Here is a 16,858-nt window from a genome sequence, read left to right as displayed (position 1 = left end):
ATGTGGCAAATCGCGGGCGCTATGCCATCCCGAGCAGATCGCGGGTTTCCGCAGGCGTGGCCGGTTCCCGGCCCATCGCCCGCGCAAGGTCGACGAAAGCGCGAATCACTGCCCCGTTCGTCGGTTGACCGAGTTCGAGATAGGGATAGTCGCCTAGGCCCACGGCGAGATGGCCGCCCTGTTCGCACGACAGCGCCGCCGGCCCAAATAGGTTGCCGATCTTGTTCGAGACCGACCAAAGGATGTTGCGGTGGCGTGGCAGGAAATCGAGGTGGGCCTGGAGGCCCCGGACTGTGCCCGGATGTCCGCCGAAAATGCCGCTATCGGTGAGGGAGAACAACAAAAAGACCGGTTCATCGACCAAGCCCATGTCGAGAAACGCCTCGATCGTGCGGGTGAAGGGCACGGTCCAGGACACCAGTTCTGGCTTGACGCCAAGATCGCGCATGCGCCGGGCGAAAAACTCCAGGGTCCCGATCGTGTTGACGTAGGCGAGGCTGTCAGAGGTATAGGCGCGGCGGCCCGCGTCGTAGCGATCAACATTGGTGGAGCCCATATCGATCGGCGCGAAATCGGGCTTGAGGATCGGGTCATTCTGCGTCTCGACAATATGGCGGAGCCGCGCTTCATCGCCCTTGATCGTCACCTGACCCAGAGTCGGGTGTACCAAGATATCGCAGGCGGCGCGGATACGACGCAGGGCATCGTTGTAGACCTGCGGATCGTGGCACGGCGACCCGTCGGGGTTACGCACATGGTAGTGGACGATCGAGGCGCCTTCGGCACGACAGTCCGCGGCGGCCTGGGCGATCTCCTCGGGCGTCCAAGGGACGTGAGGGTTTGCGTCGCGCATCATGTATTCGTTGATTCGCGCCTCGACGATGATTTTTTTGGCCATGTCACCTCTCGCCTTCGTGAAGCCATCATAGCCATCCGGGAGGATTCGGTCTTGCAGGCCTCCTTACCATGGCTGCGGTCCCCTCGAGAGGAGCAATTGCCATGGCATTCCCGACTTGGAAGACACTTGCGGTGGGCGGCGCGCTCGGTGTGGTTATTGGCTTCGCGGCGCTATCGTTCGTTGAGCCGGTCCCGGCGCGCGCCGAAGCCAGCGGCCAGCCGGTGGTCGTCGAATTGTTCACGTCGCAGAGTTGCTACTCCTGCCCGCCCGCCGAGGCCTATCTCAATGAGCTTGCGGACGAACGCGACGAGGTGATCGCGCTGGAATGGCATGTCGATTACTGGGACCGCCTCGTCTACCGCGGCAGCGCTTGGAAGGACGTGTTCTCGGACCCCGCTTTTACCGAACGACAGCGGCTCTACGCCGGTCAGGTGAAAGGCCGCGGCTACAGTTACACGCCGCAGATCATCATCGACGGTACGCGCGAAGCTGTCGGAAGCGACCGCACCGCCGTGACAGCGGCGATCCGAGCGGCGGCCACCGAACCCCGCCTGTCGGTGCGCGCGACGCATCGGAACAACGGCGCGCTCGACATTGCGGTAGACGGCAGCATGGTCGGCAACGCCGCGATCTGGGTGGTCACCTATCTCAAGTCGCGTACGACGGATGTGGTCGGCGGAGAGAACAAAGGCAAGACGCTCGCCAACAACTTCGTCGTCCGCAGCATCGAACAGGTCGGTGCCTGGGAGGGGTCGCCCACGGCGGTGTCGGTCCCCTTGGTGCTCGAACCGGAACACGGCTGCGTCGTCCTCGTGCAAAGCGATACGCTCGGCCCGGTAATAGGCGCGGCACGGTGCACCGACGAAGGCGCCGGCCAAAGCTGACCAATCGCGTGGGCACGGGCCCTTGCGGTTTCGGCCTGAGACTTAGTCGTCAGTCGTACGACAGCCCGCTATGATCGCGTACCCGGTGGCGGTGGCCTACACCGGGCCGGACGAAGAGCGGGCGATACCGACATGACAGCGGCAGTGATCTTCGACCTCGATGGTGTGCTCGTCGACAGCGAGCGACTGATCGGGCACGCGGTTTGCGCGGCGCTGGCGGTTCACGGCTATGCGCTAGACCCAGACCGCTACCACGAACGGTTTCATTATGTGCGCTTGGAACACATGGCCGAGCAGGTCATGGAGGAGTCCGGCATTGCGCTGCCCGCCGATTTCATCGCACGGCTCCGTGCGCGTCTTCAGGACGCATACGAAACCGACTTGAATGCCGTCGCCGGCGCCGCCGAGATGTTGCGGGCCTTGGGCCTACCGGTGGCCGTCGCGTCGGGCAGCGTACCGGAGGGAATCGATCTCAAATTAAAACGCACCGGGCTGTACGATTTTTTTGCGCCGCACGTCTACAGCGTGTTCGAGGTCGGCAACCGCAAACCCGCACCGGATGTCTTTCTCTTTGCCGCCGAACGGCTCGGGGTTGCGCCCGAGGATTGCGTCGTCGTCGAAGACGCCGCACCGGGCGTTGTCGCGGGGAGGGCCGCCGGGATGCGAGTACTCGGTTTTACTGGCGGCGGCCACGACTATCGCGGACTGAGCGACAAGTTGCGCGCCGCCGGCGCGGAAACGGTCTTTGCCGACCTGCGCGCACTCCCCGGCCTGCTCTGACGTCGTCGAACCGGCGCGAGCCCACCACAGTTCAACCCTCGAAGTTCAGACCTTTTTCGGCAAGCAACGCGAACAACGCCGGATCGACATTTTTTTCGTGCGCATCCTTGAGTTGGATGAGCGAAGCGAGCGGCGCTTCGATGTGATGGAAGAGCCGCCACCCATCGGGTTTACGCCGCAGCAGCGTTGTCGCGCGGACCGTGCCGCCGATCGGTCGCGGGTAGAGCCGGTTGTTGCAGATGAATACATTCCAACTGAGGGTGTAGAACGCATGTGCGACCTCCGGTGCGATCGCGCGAACCCGCAGGTCGGATAATCGAATGAAATGTTCGGACCGGCGCGGTTCCGATACCTGCCAGTAGCGCGCCAGAGCGTCCCACCCGACCAGCGCCGCTGACTCCTCGGCGACATAGATCGGTTCGGCTTCGTCCGGATCCCAGAGTCCGCGCACGGCATCCATCTCCCACGCATTCCAGTGGGCGACGTAGCGATCCAACAGGGCACCGATCTCATCCTTCAAGTCGCTCATCGTCTCTCTCCTACGGGTGGGGGGCGTCTATAGTTGCGCCAACCTCGGCGAAATGAAACCATGCCGCATTGCAGCGGTTTGAGATTCCCGTGTACGCCTATTTCTTGCGCCCATTCCTGTCCGCGATCGTGGCCGTTCTTATAGTGAGCGGCGCGGCGCCCGCGAAAGCGCAGCCAAGCGCGTCGCAGTTTATCGCCGAGCTCGGGCAGCAGGCGATCGTCATCTTGCAGTCGACCTCCGGCAGTTTGGAGCAGCGCGAGCAGCAGTTCCGACAGGTTCTGGCCCAGAACTTCGACGTGCCGTTCATCGGCCGCTTCGTCCTTGGCCAAAGTTGGCGCCGCGCCACGCCGGACCAACAAGCCGACTATCTCGCGCTGTTTGAAGATTTCCTCGTTCTCACCTACTCCCGCCGTTTGGGCGGCTACGCCGGCGAACGCTTGGCGGTCGTCGGTGAGCGCGCCGCCGGCGAGCGCGACACCGTCGTCCGCACCCTGATCGACCGCGCGGGCGGCCCACCGATCGACGCCGACTGGCGCGTCCGCGCGACCGAGGCGGGGTTCAAAATCATTGACGTCGAGGTCGCCGGGGTCAGCATGGCCCTGACGCAACGCTCGGAATTTGCCTCGGTCGTCACCCGCAACGGGGTGAACGGCCTGATCGAAGTCCTCCGCGCGCGCGCCTCGAAACTGTCCGCAACCGCGACACGCAGTTAGGGGAGCGACGATGTACGGGGTCAAACGGCTAGTTTCCTTGATCGTGACGACCGTGGGCGCGGCAACTCTCTACGCCGGTGCCGCGGCAGCCGACGTCGGGCCGGGTTGGGAGGCATTCCAGCGGGGCGACTTCGCGCGGGCGATCACGCTTTGGCAGCCGCTCGCGGACGCGGGCGACGTCCAAGCCCAATACAACCTCGGCATCATGTACGACCAGGGCCGTGGGGTCGCCCGAGACCCTGTAGCCGCCGTACGGTGGTGGCGGGTCGCCGCCGAACGCGGCTACGCGCCGGCGATCCACAACCTCGCCAATAGTCTGATCGCTGGCGACGGCATTGCCCAGGACTACGCCGAGGCAGTCCGTTGGTTGGAGCGCGCGGCGGATCAAAAGTTCGCGCGATCGGTCTATACGTTGGGCAAGATGTACAGCTACGGACTCGGCGTAGCGCCCGACGGCGAGCGGGCCGTCGGGCTATTCGAACGTGCCGCCGGCCTTGGTAATGCCCGCGCCCAATACAACCTGGCACGCGCCTTCCGCGACGGCGACGGCGTCACTCAGAACCTCACACGGGCCGCGCACTGGTATCGCCGCGCCGCGCTCCAGGGCGATGCGCCCGCGCAAGCGGCGTTGGGTCAACGCTATGCTCGCGGCGAAGGGGTGCCGTCGGATTCCCAGAAGGCGTTGTATTGGACCTCGCTCGCCGCCCGCAGCGGACTGGCGCGCGCCGTCGAAGCGCGCGCTGCGATGATCCAGACGCTCGACCCCGACACCGTCCGGCGCGTCGACATGTTCGTCGCGCAGTTTCGTCCCCTCGCCGGCGACCGATAGGGCCTGCATACCATGCGTCGATTTGCATTAGCGCTTGGCGTTGTTGTCGGTGTCGTTGCAGCGACCGGGAGCGGCTGGGCCCAGAGTACGACTGCCCAGCAAGTGACCACGCAGATTGCGACGATCCTGCAACAAGCGGCGGCATCCGGGGCGCAAAGCAGCGCGCTGTCGCGCGATCTGCGCGACAGCCAAGGCAGCGTACAGGTCGTGCGCAAAGCCGACCAAGCCGCTAAGCTGTCGATTATTTCGACCGTCGTCGGGGCGATCGCCGCCGACCCAGCCCATGCCGGCGAGATCGTCGTGGCCTCGATCGGTGCCGCGCCCGGTTTGCGTGATGATATCCTCAGCGCCGCCGCGACCAGCTATCCGGCCTTCGCACCGGCGATCCTCGCCGCCGCAGGTGGCGCCCAACCAGCCTCCGCGCCGACCCGACCGGCACCGGTCCTCATTGCAGCAACATCGGTGCCGGCCCCCCTATCCCAAACCGAACCGGCCGACGCGGCTGAAATCCCGGCGCCGTCCGGAGTCGCCGCGATCAACGATCCGTTCGAGAGTTTCAATCGCGGGGTGTTTGCCTTTAACGATGTCCTGGACCGCTTTCTCATCCGGCCCATCGCATTCGGGTATGGATATGTAACGCCCGACCCGGTCAAACAATCCGTGCGCAACTTTTTCAGCAACCTGCGGGGACCGGTTCGATTCGCCAACGACGTTCTTCAACTCGACGACCGCGGGGCGGTGACGACCGGCGGCCGTTTTGTCATCAACTCGACGGTCGGCATCCTAGGATTTTTCGATGTCGCCGACCGGCTCGGGATGCCGCATCACCCGGCCGACTTCGGCCAGACCCTCAACCGCTACAGCGTCGGCAGCGGTCCCTATATTGTGCTCCCGGTGTTTGGCCCGAGTACGGTCCGCCATAGCGTCGGCCTCGTTGTCGACAACTTCCTCGATCCGCTGACGTACCTTGTGGACACCTATCCGCGCATTGCGATTCGCAGCACCGAAGCCATCGTTCGGCGCGAAGCATTAATTGAGCCACTGGACGAACTGCGCGCTGGATCGCTCGACTATTACGCGGCGTTGCGCGCGGCTTATTATCAAGAGCGGGCGGTTGCGTTAGCGAAGGGGGAGGCGCGGACCACCAGTGCCGCCGACGACGCATTCGGTGCGTTCGAGTGATGCTCCGGCTTCGGTTTCGTTCGCCGCTTGCGGCCGGATTGTTGTTCCTGGGAGCCTGCACGGCGTTGCACGAACCGTTGGAGGAAACCAAACCACACGAGTCGATTCGCTTAAGCGGCGACTTCGAAGCAGTTGGCCATTGCGTTGAACACGGGCTGCGCACCCGCGATCCAAACGGGCGCTACGAATTTGTTGCTGGCGCCGTAGAAGGCCGAATCGAAGGCAACGGCGAATGGGAAGTTGTGTTGCGCCAAGAAACGCCGACGAGTTTCCGGGCCGCGATTAAGACTGAGCTGACAAATATCGGGATCCCGAAACGGCCCGCCGGTCTCACCCTGATGATCGCGCAATGCGCCGAGGGCTAGACCGCTAAAGGCCCGCGAGAAAGTCGTCGATCGCCGCGACCGCTTCGGGCTCACTCAGACTGGGACAATGGCCGCGGCCCGGCACAATGGCTTTGCGCATATCCGGTTTACGGCGCGCCATTTCTGCAAGCACCTCCTCATCGAGGATGTCCGAGACGGCGCCGCGCACCACGAGAACGGGCGTGTCCTTCATCGCGGTCCAGCTATCCCACCAATCGGGCGGCCGTTTACGCGACCGGAACACCTTGCCGTAAACCGGATCCATATCGGGAACGATCTTGCCATCGCGTTCGCGGAAGGTCTGCTTGGTACGGGCGAGCCATTCGGCATCGCTCAAGGTGAAGCCGCGCTCGGCGCGCTCCTTTTGCGCCGCCGCCGCCTCTTCGTAGCTGGAAAAGACCATGGGCTTGCCCATGTTGTCGTGGAGCCGTTGGCGCCCGCCCGCGCCAATCACTGGCCCGACATCGTTCATGACAACGCCCGCGATCACTTCCGGTCGTTCGAGCGCAATGTGCATGGTCACAATCCCGCCCAGCGACGTCCCGACAATGAGCACGCGGTCGAGTTCTTCGTGAGCCAGCAAATCGAGCACGTCGTCGCGGTCGACGAAAAACGAATAATGCTCCCAGTCGGGATCGTAGTCCGAGCGCCCGTGCCCGCGCCAATCCATGCACAGGACGCGGCGTTGCGCGCGCAACCGTAGCGCAATGTCTTCGTACTGCTTCGAATTACCGGTCGTGCCCGACAAACACAGGACCGGTGTCTTGCCTGGCGGTCCCGGGAAGTCGCGGTAGTAGAGGCTGAGGCCGTCGCGCGCGGTAAATCGCTTTTCAACAAAGTCGGGCATCAGGGTCTCCGTATTAGGAAGGATGTCGGATAGCGGCCACCGACACGGTCATCGGGACAGACGCGGGAGCAACTCGCGGCGGGCGTATTGTTCGTAGGTCGTCGGCGACCGGCCAAGCAGCCACCGCAGGACATTGGGGTTTCCCGGCAACCCTTGGGTGTCGTAGTGCGCGAACATTTGCGCGCGGGTGTCGATCACATGCTGCGGCATGCCAGCGGCGGCGGCTTTGCGGCGAAATGTCTCTTCGGAATCCTGTGCGGCACGAATAGGCCTTCCCAGCACCGTCGACAGAATCGCGGCCTTGTCCTCGCACGACAGCATCGCCGGACCTGCGAGTTCGTAGATGGCACCAAAATGATCGGACTGGCCAACGACTTGTGCCGCCACAGCTGCCACGTCATCGAGGTCCACTAGGCTGAGCTTGGCGGTTGCGGAGAATGCCAGCGTATGGACGCCGCGCTCGACAATCCCCGCCCAATCGCCCGCGGTATTCTGCATATACGACGAGGGTTGCAAAATGGTGTAGGGCAGACCCGATTCGATCAACGCCTCTTCGACAAATAACTTGTTCCAATGGTGGGTCAGGGCCTGCACCTGCGGATGCAGTACAGAATGATAAACGACGTGCGCGACGCCCGCCGACTTGGCGGCCGCGACAACCCGTTTGCCGAAATCGATTTCGTTGGGATGCATGTTGGGCGGGATATGGTAGACCGCTTCGGCGTCGACCATCGCACGGGCAATTTCGGCGTCGCTACCGAGATCGGCGACCACCGGATCGGCTCCTTGTAGATCAGACAGTGGACCCCCGTAGCGGGTTTGGCGGGTAAGAAATCGGACAGTGTGCCCAGCCGCGGTGAGTGCGGGCACAATCGATAGACCGGTGCGGCCACCGGCGCCGCTGACAAATACAATCACGCGATACTCCTCCCAAAAGACATCGAACCACAGGCCAAGGCCGACGCACAATGCACGAGGTGTTCCTGCCCGCCCCTCGTGCTAAGGAATTGGGTATGGCTTTCGATTCGCTTCGACCGCAACCGCCACGAACACCCCAAAACACACGGGTTCCCGAGACCGCCCAACGCTACGCGGCGACCGCGTTGGAACGCTCGCGGGCCGCTGCGGCGCTGCTTGCACCGACGATGGACGTACCCTTTGGGAAAGACGAGGACCAGAAGCTCGATATCTATGGGTTACCGGCAACCAAAGAGGCGCCGGTATTGATGTTCTTCCACGGTGGGGCATGGGCGCACGGATACAAGGAATGGAACGGCTTCATGGCCCCCGCATTGGTCGACCTGCCGGCCGTATTCGTTTCGGTTTCCTATCGCTTGGTTCCCGATCACAGATGGCCCGCACCATTGGACGACGCCTTTGCTGCGCTCCGGTGGGTATGGACTAACATTGCCGCGCACGGCGGCGACCCGGCGCGCATTCACGTCGCCGGGTGGTCGGCGGGCGGCACCCTGGCGGCGCTGCTGGCGCTTCGAAGGGACAAGTACCCGACGTACGGCCTGCCGGAGGACATCGTTAAAGGGTGTCTGCCGACCAGCGCGTCCTTCGAGCTGCGCAACACCGATCTGGCACCGGGCAACCGCGGCATCACCTATCGCGATTTCCTTTTTTCCCGGGACACCGACGCGCAAGAAGCAAGTGCGCTCAACAATGTTGGCGGCGCCCCGCCTCCGTTTCTTATCGCTTATGGGGAACAGGACTTTCCGCCGGTCTTGGCAACCGGGCCGCGCATGGTCGCCGCCCTCGAAGCCGCCGGAGCCGACGTCGTGCACGCGGTCTACCCCGGCCTCGATCACTACGCGATGAACCTCGCCCAAGGCGATCGCGACCACGGGTGGGTGACATCCGCCCGCGCGATGCTTAAGGACGGTTAGTCAGGTCTTGGGACGTTCGGTGCCGATCACACCGAGATCGGCGGGACGCAGCTGCAACGACGGACGCTCGATCACACGATCAAACCAAGCGTTCAGCTTGGGCCGACCGGTGCGCCAATCGAACGTCGCGTCGGCAGGGTCGATCAAAAGTTTTTGCAACGGGCTGCGCAGATCGAGAAATGACAACCCGCCCGCAAAACATATGTGCCCGATATGAAAGACATCGTCGGTGAACGCGGCGGCATCGCCTTCCATTTTATCCAGCGTGGCAAAGATGCGGCGGCGATTGCGTTGCATGCCGGCCACCGCCCGTTCCGGCGCAGGCTTGAGCGCATCGATCGACAGGGCTGAGACCGCGTCGAACAATCCATCGCCGAGCACCATCTGGGTGAGCGCCCGCCAGCGGGTTTCATCTTGCGGAAAAAGGCGTGGGCCCGGGCCGAGAGAGTCGAGGTATTCACATACCAACAAGCCGCTATACAGCGTCAGCCCGTCTTCCACCACCAGCACGGGATGTTTACCGAGCGGCGTGTAGCCCCAAATGATGTCGTCGGGACCGACTGGATTGTTGACGACATATTCGAGACGATCGAGCACGCCTGCTTCGTGGGCGACGACTAGTACCTTGTGGATGTAGTCATTGCCGCTGAACAGCAGCTTCATCGTCACGCGATCGTCTCGCCCTCGACAAGCGCGATCACGTCGATCTCGATCATCGCTTCTTTGCTGCCGAGTCGACTGATTTCGACGAACGTGCCGGCCGGATAAGGAAAGGAGAAATACTGCTTCTTCAGATCGAGCCAGTCCTTACGCGCGGTTTCGATATCCGTGACGTAGGTCGTGGTATGGACGATCTTGTCCAAGCTAGACCCGGCGGCTTCGAGAATGCGTTTGATATTGGCGAAGGTTTGGTGCACCTGCGCCCTGAAATCGCCGACGCCGACGATAGTGCGTTCCTCGTTCACGGCAACTTGGCCCGAAATATAAATCATGTTGCCGACCCGAAAACCCGCCGACAATAGCGAGCGCTCGTGGATCTGGTCGTTCTCGAAACTGATCCGATAGGCGTTGCAATCGGCCATGCATCCCTCCCGTTCGATACGCCCCATGGTACAGCCGATCCGTCGAGACCGGCGAAAAACCCGTTAGCGGTTGGCGAGCAGGGATTGCCGCGTGTGGTAGAAGCGATGACCGCCGATGGACAACGTGTGGGTCATGTCCCGGGCCCAAACCGGATCGACGCTGTGGGCGTGATAGTGCGTGGCCCGACCGGTGGGATCGGGTCGTAGCCCCGCGAGAACCTGCCCAGCCAATCGCAGCGCCCGGCGCCAGTCGCGATCGAGTGCTGGCCGGTCCGGGCGCCCGTCGCAGGCAAAGGAAAATTGGCAGGCATTTCGGCGCGCGGCGCCCTGGAAGACCACGGCGCATACCGCGTCGGGATAATTCGGATCGTCAACGCGGTTCAAAACGACCGAGGCCACCGCATACTGTCCCCTGAGCGGTTCGCCGCGAGCTTCATAGTAGATCGCCTGGGCCAAGCAGGTCTGTGCGGCGGATATTGCAGGGTCGGGCGATTCGGTGGCCAGCGCGGCGATGCCGCCCGCCATGAGGAGGCCGACGACGGCCACAATACTCAAGCGAATCCGGAGCGGCAGATTGTCCATGGCGTCATTATTGGGCCGAATGTGGCCATTTTCGGGTCGGCACGCGGGTGACCGTGCAGGGGCACGTCGAACGAACGCCCTTGCCGGTGTACGCTGAGGAACCATGAAAGAGCCCGCCGACGACGCCTGCCAACAGCCGCGAGGAACCTTCGTGCCGCAGATCGACACGGCGCTTTGCGAGGGCAAGGCCGTGTGCGCGGCGGTTTGTCCTTACGACGTGTTCGACATCCGCAAACTGACCGGGCCGGAGCGGCGCGCCCTATCTTTTGTCACCCGCCTCAAGTTGGTCGCGCACGGCGGCAAACAGGCCTTTGCAACGCGAGCCCACGACTGTCGGGCCTGTGGCCATTGCGTCGACTCCTGCCCGGAAGACGCGATTACGCTAATCCGCGCCGGGTAATTCACCGTCGATGACGATGACGTGTGCCTCGCCGGCGCCTTCGCGCAGTTTCTTGATCTCCGCATATTCCGGCGATGCCCAAAGCTCCTTGACCTTTTCGACCGATGGATATTCGGCGATCAGCGTCCCCTCGGCGGTATCGAAGGTCCCCTCGAGGACGGCGGCGACTTTACCGCGCGCTAAGTACCTGCCGCCAAACTTCGGCACGAGCTGCGCCACCGCTTTGCCGTATTCGGCAAACCGTTTGGGATCGGTAACTTTGACGCGGACAAACATATAGGCGGGCATCGAGGAACTCCGTTCTCGTTTTGGCAAAGGTCTAATACAAGCATCTCGGTTGAAGCGGCGGTATCGGTCAGCCGCGCAACTGGGCACGCAGGGTTTTATCGCGCTTAAGGTACCACTCGCGGCTCATCGCCTCGCCGCGTTGGGTAAATCGTTCCACGTAGATCAACTCCCAAGAGCGACCGCGCGTCGCGCGCGCGCCCAATCCCTCGTTGTGCGCTCGCAACCGCTTATCCAGGTCGTTGGTCCAGCCGACATAGGTCTTGGGACTGTTACCGGTGCTGCGCAGGACGTAGACGAAGCAACTCACGCGTTCGGATAGACGCACACAAAACGCTCGACCACGACAGGCATGTCGGCGGCGACGTTCTTGCCGTGCGGTTCGAGCAGGCCGTTCCAATGTTTCGTATGCACGCCGCGCCATACCTCGAGATCGCGTACGCCCGGCCCGTCCAGCGCGGTATAGGACGCATCGATATCCTTGAAGGTCACGAGTTCCAAGGCGACCGTTTGCAGCAGCGCCTTTGGGACCCCGTCGTAGGTCGTTTGGATAATGAACTCGCCGATCTCCGGCTTTTGATCGGGGTGGGCGGCATGCAGCCACGGTAGGGAAAACGTTCCGACCTTCTCGCCGTCGACCACCAGTTGGGCGATCGTCTCGGAGGTCGTCTGGTCCCAACCGATACAACGGATGCGCTGCGACGTCCCGGCATCGAGTCCGGGCACCGCCTTCGCCGCGGCGGCGAGGAAGGATTGACGTTGGGCATCGGTTGGTTGGGCGGCGGGCATGGCATCGTCCTCTTGGTTGCGGCACCCACCAGTATGGCGGATGCCACATCGCCTGCGCCACCCCGCGGTGCAGCCGAGGCCGCCCCTACGGAACTGTGCGGACCACACCCATCGGTCGCGGCGCACTGAAACGGGCGGAGGCGCGAACGTTCACTGAGTCGACCCTATGGACGCACGACTGCCCACGGTCGCCACCTGCTGACGAGCAGCGCTAGGGGAAATCGCACACAAAGGAGATGGTGCCGCTGAGGTGACTCGAACACCTGACCCACGCATTACGAATGCGTTGCTCTACCAACTGAGCTACAGCGGCACGGGACCGTCCAAACTGTCCGCAAACTACGCCGGAGCGACAGGAGGCGTCAACGTCACCCGGCGGCCCGCATCGGCGGATCGTCATCGGTGTCGCCGGTACGCGGCGGGGGTGTGCGCAACGCTGCCGGCCCCGGACTTTCAACCTGAGCCACTGAGTCGTCGACAACCGGCAAATGCCCGACGAAATCGGGTTTAACCAGTTCGACCCCGTCTTGAACGCCCCAGCGCAGCGAATCGAAGGTCTCGCAATGGTCGCAGTGCGCCGCCCAGGCGTCGTGGCGATGGGCGCAGACGTTGCAAGTCCAGCCGGGCTCCGGTGCATCGGCGACGCGTGTGAGCCAAGGCCGGGCAGCGGTCGGGCCATGGGCGCGTTCTTCGATCTCGGCCTTGAGCCGCACCAGGGGGGCGGCCGCATCCGGTGAGTCCGCGAGGGCGCCCAAGACCTTGGCAGCGCGCTCGGTTTGCCGGGCCGCGAGTGCAGCCTCGGCGAGCGCGCGCCGCGCCTCGTCCTGTTGTGGGTCTGCACCGACGAGATGTTCGAGCCGCTGGAGGTAGGCCTGGGAATCGTCGTCGGCGAACAGGCGCCGGTGGGCCGCGGCGAGTTCGGGGTGGGGCGCCATCTCCCAGGCTTGCTCGATCAGGTGTAGGGCGCGGCGGCGTTTGCAGGCGGCGCCCAGCAACTCGACCGCAAGTAAAGTCGCGGGGAGTAGCCCAGGTTCGAGCGCCTGCGCCTTGAGTGCGGCCTTGCGAGCACCCGTGAGGTCGCCGTCATCGCGCAGCGTGCGGGCGATGTGCAGGCCGGCAATCGCCTGACGGCGGCGGCCTTCGGCTTCGCCCAGCGCACGGGCCGCGACGGCACGGGTCGCGATGCGCTCTGCCTCGCGCCAATTGCCGGCGCGCGCTTCGAGGTCGAACAGCGCCGACAGTACCCACGGTGCCTGCGGATTGAGGGCGTAAGCCCGGCGCGCCAGGGTCAACGCGTTGGCGCGATCGCCGCTGCGATGGGCTTGCCCGACCAAACCGCGCAACCCAAGGAACTCCAGCTCGGGCTGCTTGAGCATCTCCGAGAAGTAGCGCCGCGCCGCTTTGTCGTCGCCGCCAAGCTGAGCCGCCTGCGCCGCGAGCAGCATCGTCAGCGGGGTTTCCGCGAGGTAGCGCTCGGCCTCGCGCGAAAACCGCAATGCCGCGTTGCGATCGCCAGCGGCCACGGCCACCATCCCACGGGTCAACGCGAGCTGGCCTCGGTTCTGGCGCCGGCGCGTGCGGGCCGCGGCAAGATCGGTTGGACCCCGGCGGACCCAGCGCCAGACCTGGTAGGCAACCGCCGCGGCCAGCATCAGCGCGACGGCGACGCCCAGACCCAAGCCCACCGGCATTTCGACCCGGTACCCCTGCCAGTCCAGTCCGAGCTGCCCGGGTCGATCGGCGATCCACGCGGCGAGAACGGCGAGCGCGATGAGGAAAACAAACGCGAGGATGGCCCGCGACATGGGCTATCCCGCCCCGCCGATTGCAACGAGTCCGGCGTTGAGGGCGTCCAGTGCCCGCTCGGCGGCGAGACGGAGCCGCGCCCGGGCCAACCAGGCGTCGTTTTCTGGCAACTGCCCTTCCAACGTCGTCATTTCGGCGACAGCGCCAGCAAGGTCGCCCTCCTGCAGCCGAACCTCCGCCCGCGCCACGACCGCCTCGGGAGATTGCCCGGAGATTTCCCCGGTACGCCGCACGGTGACCAACGACCCGACCCGGTTCAGCGTTTGTCCGATCCAACCGACGTCGCCCGTTGACGCCGAGCGCGCGGCGCGGCCGGCCAGCACCGCGAACGATCGCTGCAAGCCGACCAAACTCGGCAGACCGGTGCCCGCACTCCGGGCGAGCGTCTCGATCGGGCCGTCCAATTGTTGCAGCGACCGGTGTTCAGTCGTCAGGGCGCGTACGGTTTGCAGTTCAGCTTCGAAGGGACGGCCGCGTTCCGCCGCGCCCCGCAAGGCGCCGATTGCCGCAGCCAGCGCCATACGGCCTTCGGAACGATCGACAGCACCCTCCAACACGCTGGTCCGCGCCTGCAGGTCATCGACCGTTTCCGCCAGCGCCCGGTCCACACCGCGCGACTGGTCCACCGCCGCCAAGCGACTATCGACCAAGGCAAGCGCGCTCTTAACGTCCTCCGCAAGCTTTAGCTGGAGCGCATCGACGGTTGCCGCGAGCCGTTCGCTTTCGCCGCGGACGGCTTCAAGTGCTGTATCGACATCGGCCAAACGCGCATTTACGCCTGCGATGTCGTCACCGGCGGTATCCAGCGGCCGCGCCTCCAGCCCGGCGAGACGGGAGTCGAGCGCCGCAAGCGACGCGGCGCTCGTCTCGAGAGCGGCGGTGCGTTCGGTCAATTCGGTCAGCGACGCAAGATCTTGCCGCAACAGCCCAAGTTCGTTTTCCAGGGCGCCGATCCGAGCCCCGCTGCCGTCGTCCGCCGTTTGCCCGATCGACTGGAGTTCGCGGCCAAGTTCGTCGGTACGCGCCTCGACCGCGCGCAGCCGGTTGAAATCGGCAACATCGGATCCGCCGGCAGCCAACTCGGCAATTCCAGATAACTCGGCTAGGCGCGGTCCGAGGTAATATTGGGCAAAGGGTGCGGCGAACAATCCGGCCACGAAAACCACGATCATCGCGGCAAATAACGCTGCTCGCGAAGGTCCGCGGCGCAGCCCGCCAGTGGGCCCTCGTCCCCGAGGCTTTCGTGCGGCATCTGTATCGGCCGGCCTCTCGCCTGCATGCTTGCGCATCTGCCGCGGCGTCTGCGTCATGGAGCGGGTCCACCGGCGAGATCGAGCAAGGCGTCCCGGTCGGTCCGCCCGGCGATTTCAATCCTCTGCCAGGGCAGGCTTGCAAGCGCAGCGGCGACCGCAGGGCTGAGGCAGAACGCCGTTACCGATTTTACAGTGGGTTCAAGGCTGGCCATGGCCAGAATCCTCACAAACGTTTGCGCCGTGCGCGGCGAGAAAAACAACGCGCCATCGATCTCGTGCGCCTGCAATGCGGCGGCACAGGACGGCGGCAGCGCCGAGACGGTTTGGGCATCGTAAAGGATGTGCCGGGCGACGTCATATCCGGCGGCCCGCAGGTCGGCCCGTAGGTCGCCGCGTATATGCTTACCGGTTATCCACAGGAGCGGCCCCGCCCCCGGTTTGAGAGCAGCGCGCACCAGGGAGCCGAGCGCGGCGACATCACCCGCCCCGGCCTCGACCGAAAATCCTTCATCCGCGGCCGCCGCAGCGGTACCGGGCCCTACCGCGAGAACCGGGATGTCGCGGCGCGGGGTTGCAGCTGCGAGCGCACGGACGCCGTTGCGGCTGGTCAACAGCAACGCCTGGACGCCGCTAAGCGGGAGATCGACAGCGTGGGTCACGACGGTCATCAGCGGGGCAATCACGCATCGATGACCCCGCCGCTCGAGTTCAGTCGCTATTTCGCCGGCGTCCGGTTGCGGCCGGGTAATGAGAAGCCTCATCGCAACGCCAGCAAGACATGGCCGGCCCGCGCGCGCAATTCCTGGCCAAGATCGCGTCCGAGCCGGTCTGCGTCGTGGGCCGACCCGCGGCGGGTGCCGGAAAAGACAGCCGAGCCGTCGGGCGCAAGGACCAAGCCGCGCAGCCATAGGTCGCCGTGGTCATAGACAGCATAGCCGGCGATCGGCGTTCGGCACGACCCGTCGAGTTCGAACAGCACCGCGCGTTCGGCATCCGCACACCGTTGTGTCGCCGGATCGACGAGTGTGGCCACGATCGGCCCCAGGTCCTCTCGGTCTTCGCGCCATTCGACGGCGACGATCCCCTGCGCCACTGCCGGAAGGAAATCCTCCGGCTCAAGCGTTGCTGCAACGACGTCGGCACGGCCCAGGCGATTCAGGCCGGCCCGTGCCAGCACCGTTGCGTCGGCCACACCGTCCCGTAGTTTGCCGATCCGAGTTTCGACGTTACCGCGAAAATCGATCACCTGAAGGTCGGGCCTAAGATGAAGCGCCTGCGCCCGGCGCCGCAGCGACGATGTCCCCAGTACCGCGCCGCGCGGCAGGTCCATCAACGCCCGGCCATCGCTCGACAACAGGACATCACGCGGATCTTCGCGCGGCATCGCCGCCGCCAGCACCAAGCCCGGCGGCAAAACCGTCGGCATATCCTTGAGCGAGTGGACCGCGAGATCGACACCGCCGCCCAGGAGAGCGTCTTCGATTTCTTTGGTGAACAGCCCTTTTCCGCCGATGTCGGCAAGGTTGCGGTCTTGAACCCGGTCGCCGGTAGTCTTGATGACCTCGATCGCGACGCCTCGCTCGGCGAGCACCGGGAACACCGCGATCAGGCGATCGCGCACGGCGTTCGCCTGGACCAAGGCCAACGGCGATCCGCGTGTTCCAATACGAAAAGGTGAGGCTACTTGCCGCGTCACGAACACGGGTGTAGTCCACTTAAGGGCTACTTTGTAGGGAAATCGA

22 protein-coding genes and 1 tRNA gene are annotated in these 16,858 nt (G+C 64.4%); 8 read left to right on the top strand and 15 right to left on the bottom strand.

Annotated elements, in window-relative coordinates:
* Positions 1–19 precede the first annotated feature (19 nt).
* Positions 20–898 (bottom strand): 3-keto-5-aminohexanoate cleavage protein, encoded by an 879-nt coding sequence (locus RID42_04860; protein MEQ8246992.1) that lies wholly within the window; start codon positions 896–898, stop codon positions 20–22.
* Between the two features lie 101 nt (positions 899–999).
* Here RID42_04860 and RID42_04855 point away from each other — a divergent pair, with 101 nt between their 5' ends.
* Positions 1,000–1,782: a DUF1223 domain-containing protein gene (locus tag RID42_04855; GenBank protein MEQ8246991.1), complete on the top strand. Its 783-nt coding sequence runs from the start codon at positions 1,000–1,002 to the stop codon at positions 1,780–1,782.
* A 132-nt stretch (positions 1,783–1,914) separates the two neighbouring features.
* The gene (locus RID42_04850; protein MEQ8246990.1) at positions 1,915–2,562 is read left to right on the top strand and encodes an HAD family phosphatase; all 648 of its coding nucleotides are present in this window, start codon (positions 1,915–1,917) and stop codon (positions 2,560–2,562) included.
* 31 nt (positions 2,563–2,593) lie between these two features.
* Here the strand turns inward: RID42_04850 and RID42_04845 are convergent, their stop codons facing one another.
* Positions 2,594–3,091 carry a nuclear transport factor 2 family protein gene (locus RID42_04845; GenBank protein MEQ8246989.1) on the bottom strand — a complete coding sequence of 166 codons (498 nt, stop codon included), beginning with the start codon at positions 3,089–3,091 and terminating at the stop codon, positions 2,594–2,596.
* 89 nt (positions 3,092–3,180) lie between these two features.
* On the opposite strand from RID42_04845, the gene RID42_04840 reads away from it, so the two are divergent.
* Genes RID42_04840 through RID42_04825 form a run of 4 tightly spaced genes read left to right on the top strand, consistent with a single transcriptional unit; the run spans position 3,181 to position 6,180 of the window.
* Positions 3,181–3,804, top strand: a complete 624-nt coding sequence (locus RID42_04840) for an ABC transporter substrate-binding protein (GenBank protein ID MEQ8246988.1) — start codon at positions 3,181–3,183, stop codon at positions 3,802–3,804.
* 10 nt (positions 3,805–3,814) lie between these two features.
* Positions 3,815–4,633: a tetratricopeptide repeat protein gene (locus RID42_04835; protein MEQ8246987.1), complete on the top strand. Its 819-nt coding sequence runs from the start codon at positions 3,815–3,817 to the stop codon at positions 4,631–4,633.
* A 12-nt stretch (positions 4,634–4,645) separates the two neighbouring features.
* Positions 4,646–5,815, top strand: coding sequence for a VacJ family lipoprotein (locus RID42_04830; GenBank protein ID MEQ8246986.1), 1,170 nt, complete (start codon positions 4,646–4,648; stop codon positions 5,813–5,815).
* A complete protein-coding gene (locus RID42_04825; protein ID MEQ8246985.1) occupies positions 5,812–6,180 on the top strand; it encodes a hypothetical protein in 369 nt (122 codons plus the stop codon). The genes RID42_04830 and RID42_04825 overlap by 4 nt, the downstream gene beginning before the upstream one ends.
* A 4-nt stretch (positions 6,181–6,184) precedes the next feature.
* Here RID42_04825 and RID42_04820 read toward each other — a convergent pair whose 3' ends face one another.
* Positions 6,185–7,027, bottom strand: a complete 843-nt coding sequence (locus tag RID42_04820; GenBank protein MEQ8246984.1) for an alpha/beta hydrolase — start codon at positions 7,025–7,027, stop codon at positions 6,185–6,187.
* Between the two features lie 48 nt (positions 7,028–7,075).
* Positions 7,076–7,945, bottom strand: coding sequence for an NmrA family NAD(P)-binding protein (locus tag RID42_04815; protein MEQ8246983.1), 870 nt, complete (start codon positions 7,943–7,945; stop codon positions 7,076–7,078).
* A 95-nt stretch (positions 7,946–8,040) separates the two neighbouring features.
* On the opposite strand from RID42_04815, the gene RID42_04810 reads away from it, so the two are divergent.
* Positions 8,041–8,919, top strand: coding sequence for an alpha/beta hydrolase (locus tag RID42_04810; protein ID MEQ8246982.1), 879 nt, complete (start codon positions 8,041–8,043; stop codon positions 8,917–8,919).
* Here the strand turns inward: RID42_04810 and RID42_04805 are convergent, their stop codons facing one another.
* From RID42_04805 to RID42_04795, 3 genes are all read right to left on the bottom strand, one after another.
* Entirely contained in the window at positions 8,920–9,588 is a 669-nt protein-coding gene (locus RID42_04805) for a hypothetical protein (GenBank protein MEQ8246981.1), read from the bottom strand.
* Positions 9,585–10,001 (bottom strand): RidA family protein, encoded by a 417-nt coding sequence (locus RID42_04800; protein MEQ8246980.1) that lies wholly within the window; start codon positions 9,999–10,001, stop codon positions 9,585–9,587. The genes RID42_04805 and RID42_04800 overlap by 4 nt, the downstream gene beginning before the upstream one ends.
* A 63-nt stretch (positions 10,002–10,064) precedes the next feature.
* Positions 10,065–10,583 carry a cell wall hydrolase gene (locus tag RID42_04795; GenBank protein MEQ8246979.1) on the bottom strand — a complete coding sequence of 173 codons (519 nt, stop codon included), beginning with the start codon at positions 10,581–10,583 and terminating at the stop codon, positions 10,065–10,067.
* Between the two features lie 103 nt (positions 10,584–10,686).
* On the opposite strand from RID42_04795, the gene RID42_04790 reads away from it, so the two are divergent.
* A complete protein-coding gene (locus RID42_04790) occupies positions 10,687–10,983 on the top strand; it encodes a 4Fe-4S dicluster domain-containing protein (protein ID MEQ8246978.1) in 297 nt (98 codons plus the stop codon).
* Here RID42_04790 and RID42_04785 read toward each other — a convergent pair.
* The 8 genes from RID42_04785 to hemC form a co-directional block, all read right to left on the bottom strand.
* Positions 10,966–11,271 carry a DUF1330 domain-containing protein gene (locus tag RID42_04785; GenBank protein ID MEQ8246977.1) on the bottom strand — a complete coding sequence of 102 codons (306 nt, stop codon included), beginning with the start codon at positions 11,269–11,271 and terminating at the stop codon, positions 10,966–10,968. The genes RID42_04790 and RID42_04785 overlap by 18 nt on opposite strands.
* A 67-nt stretch (positions 11,272–11,338) precedes the next feature.
* Positions 11,339–11,596 carry a GIY-YIG nuclease family protein gene (locus tag RID42_04780; protein ID MEQ8246976.1) on the bottom strand — a complete coding sequence of 86 codons (258 nt, stop codon included), beginning with the start codon at positions 11,594–11,596 and terminating at the stop codon, positions 11,339–11,341.
* Positions 11,575–12,057, bottom strand: coding sequence for an ASCH domain-containing protein (locus RID42_04775; protein MEQ8246975.1), 483 nt, complete (start codon positions 12,055–12,057; stop codon positions 11,575–11,577). The genes RID42_04780 and RID42_04775 overlap by 22 nt, the downstream gene beginning before the upstream one ends.
* A 237-nt stretch (positions 12,058–12,294) precedes the next feature.
* A tRNA-Thr gene (locus RID42_04770) sits at positions 12,295–12,370 on the bottom strand.
* A gap of 55 nt (positions 12,371–12,425) precedes the next feature.
* Positions 12,426–13,862 carry a heme biosynthesis HemY N-terminal domain-containing protein gene (locus RID42_04765; GenBank protein MEQ8246974.1) on the bottom strand — a complete coding sequence of 479 codons (1,437 nt, stop codon included), beginning with the start codon at positions 13,860–13,862 and terminating at the stop codon, positions 12,426–12,428.
* 3 nt (positions 13,863–13,865) lie between these two features.
* Positions 13,866–15,035: a mitofilin family membrane protein gene (locus tag RID42_04760; GenBank protein ID MEQ8246973.1), complete on the bottom strand. Its 1,170-nt coding sequence runs from the start codon at positions 15,033–15,035 to the stop codon at positions 13,866–13,868.
* A 134-nt stretch (positions 15,036–15,169) separates the two neighbouring features.
* Positions 15,170–15,877: a uroporphyrinogen-III synthase gene (locus RID42_04755; protein MEQ8246972.1), complete on the bottom strand. Its 708-nt coding sequence runs from the start codon at positions 15,875–15,877 to the stop codon at positions 15,170–15,172.
* Positions 15,874–16,812 carry a hydroxymethylbilane synthase gene (hemC, locus tag RID42_04750; protein MEQ8246971.1) on the bottom strand — a complete coding sequence of 313 codons (939 nt, stop codon included), beginning with the start codon at positions 16,810–16,812 and terminating at the stop codon, positions 15,874–15,876. Before hemC ends, RID42_04755 begins: the two co-directional genes overlap by 4 nt.
* Between the last annotated feature and the right edge of the window lie 46 nt (positions 16,813–16,858).

It is taken from the genome of Alphaproteobacteria bacterium, assembly GCA_040216735.1.
In the GTDB taxonomy this organism is placed as follows: domain Bacteria; phylum Pseudomonadota; class Alphaproteobacteria; order SHVP01; family SHVP01; genus CALJDF01.
Note: the sequence above shows the minus strand (reverse complement) of the source record. Positions and strands in the feature narration are given on the sequence as shown.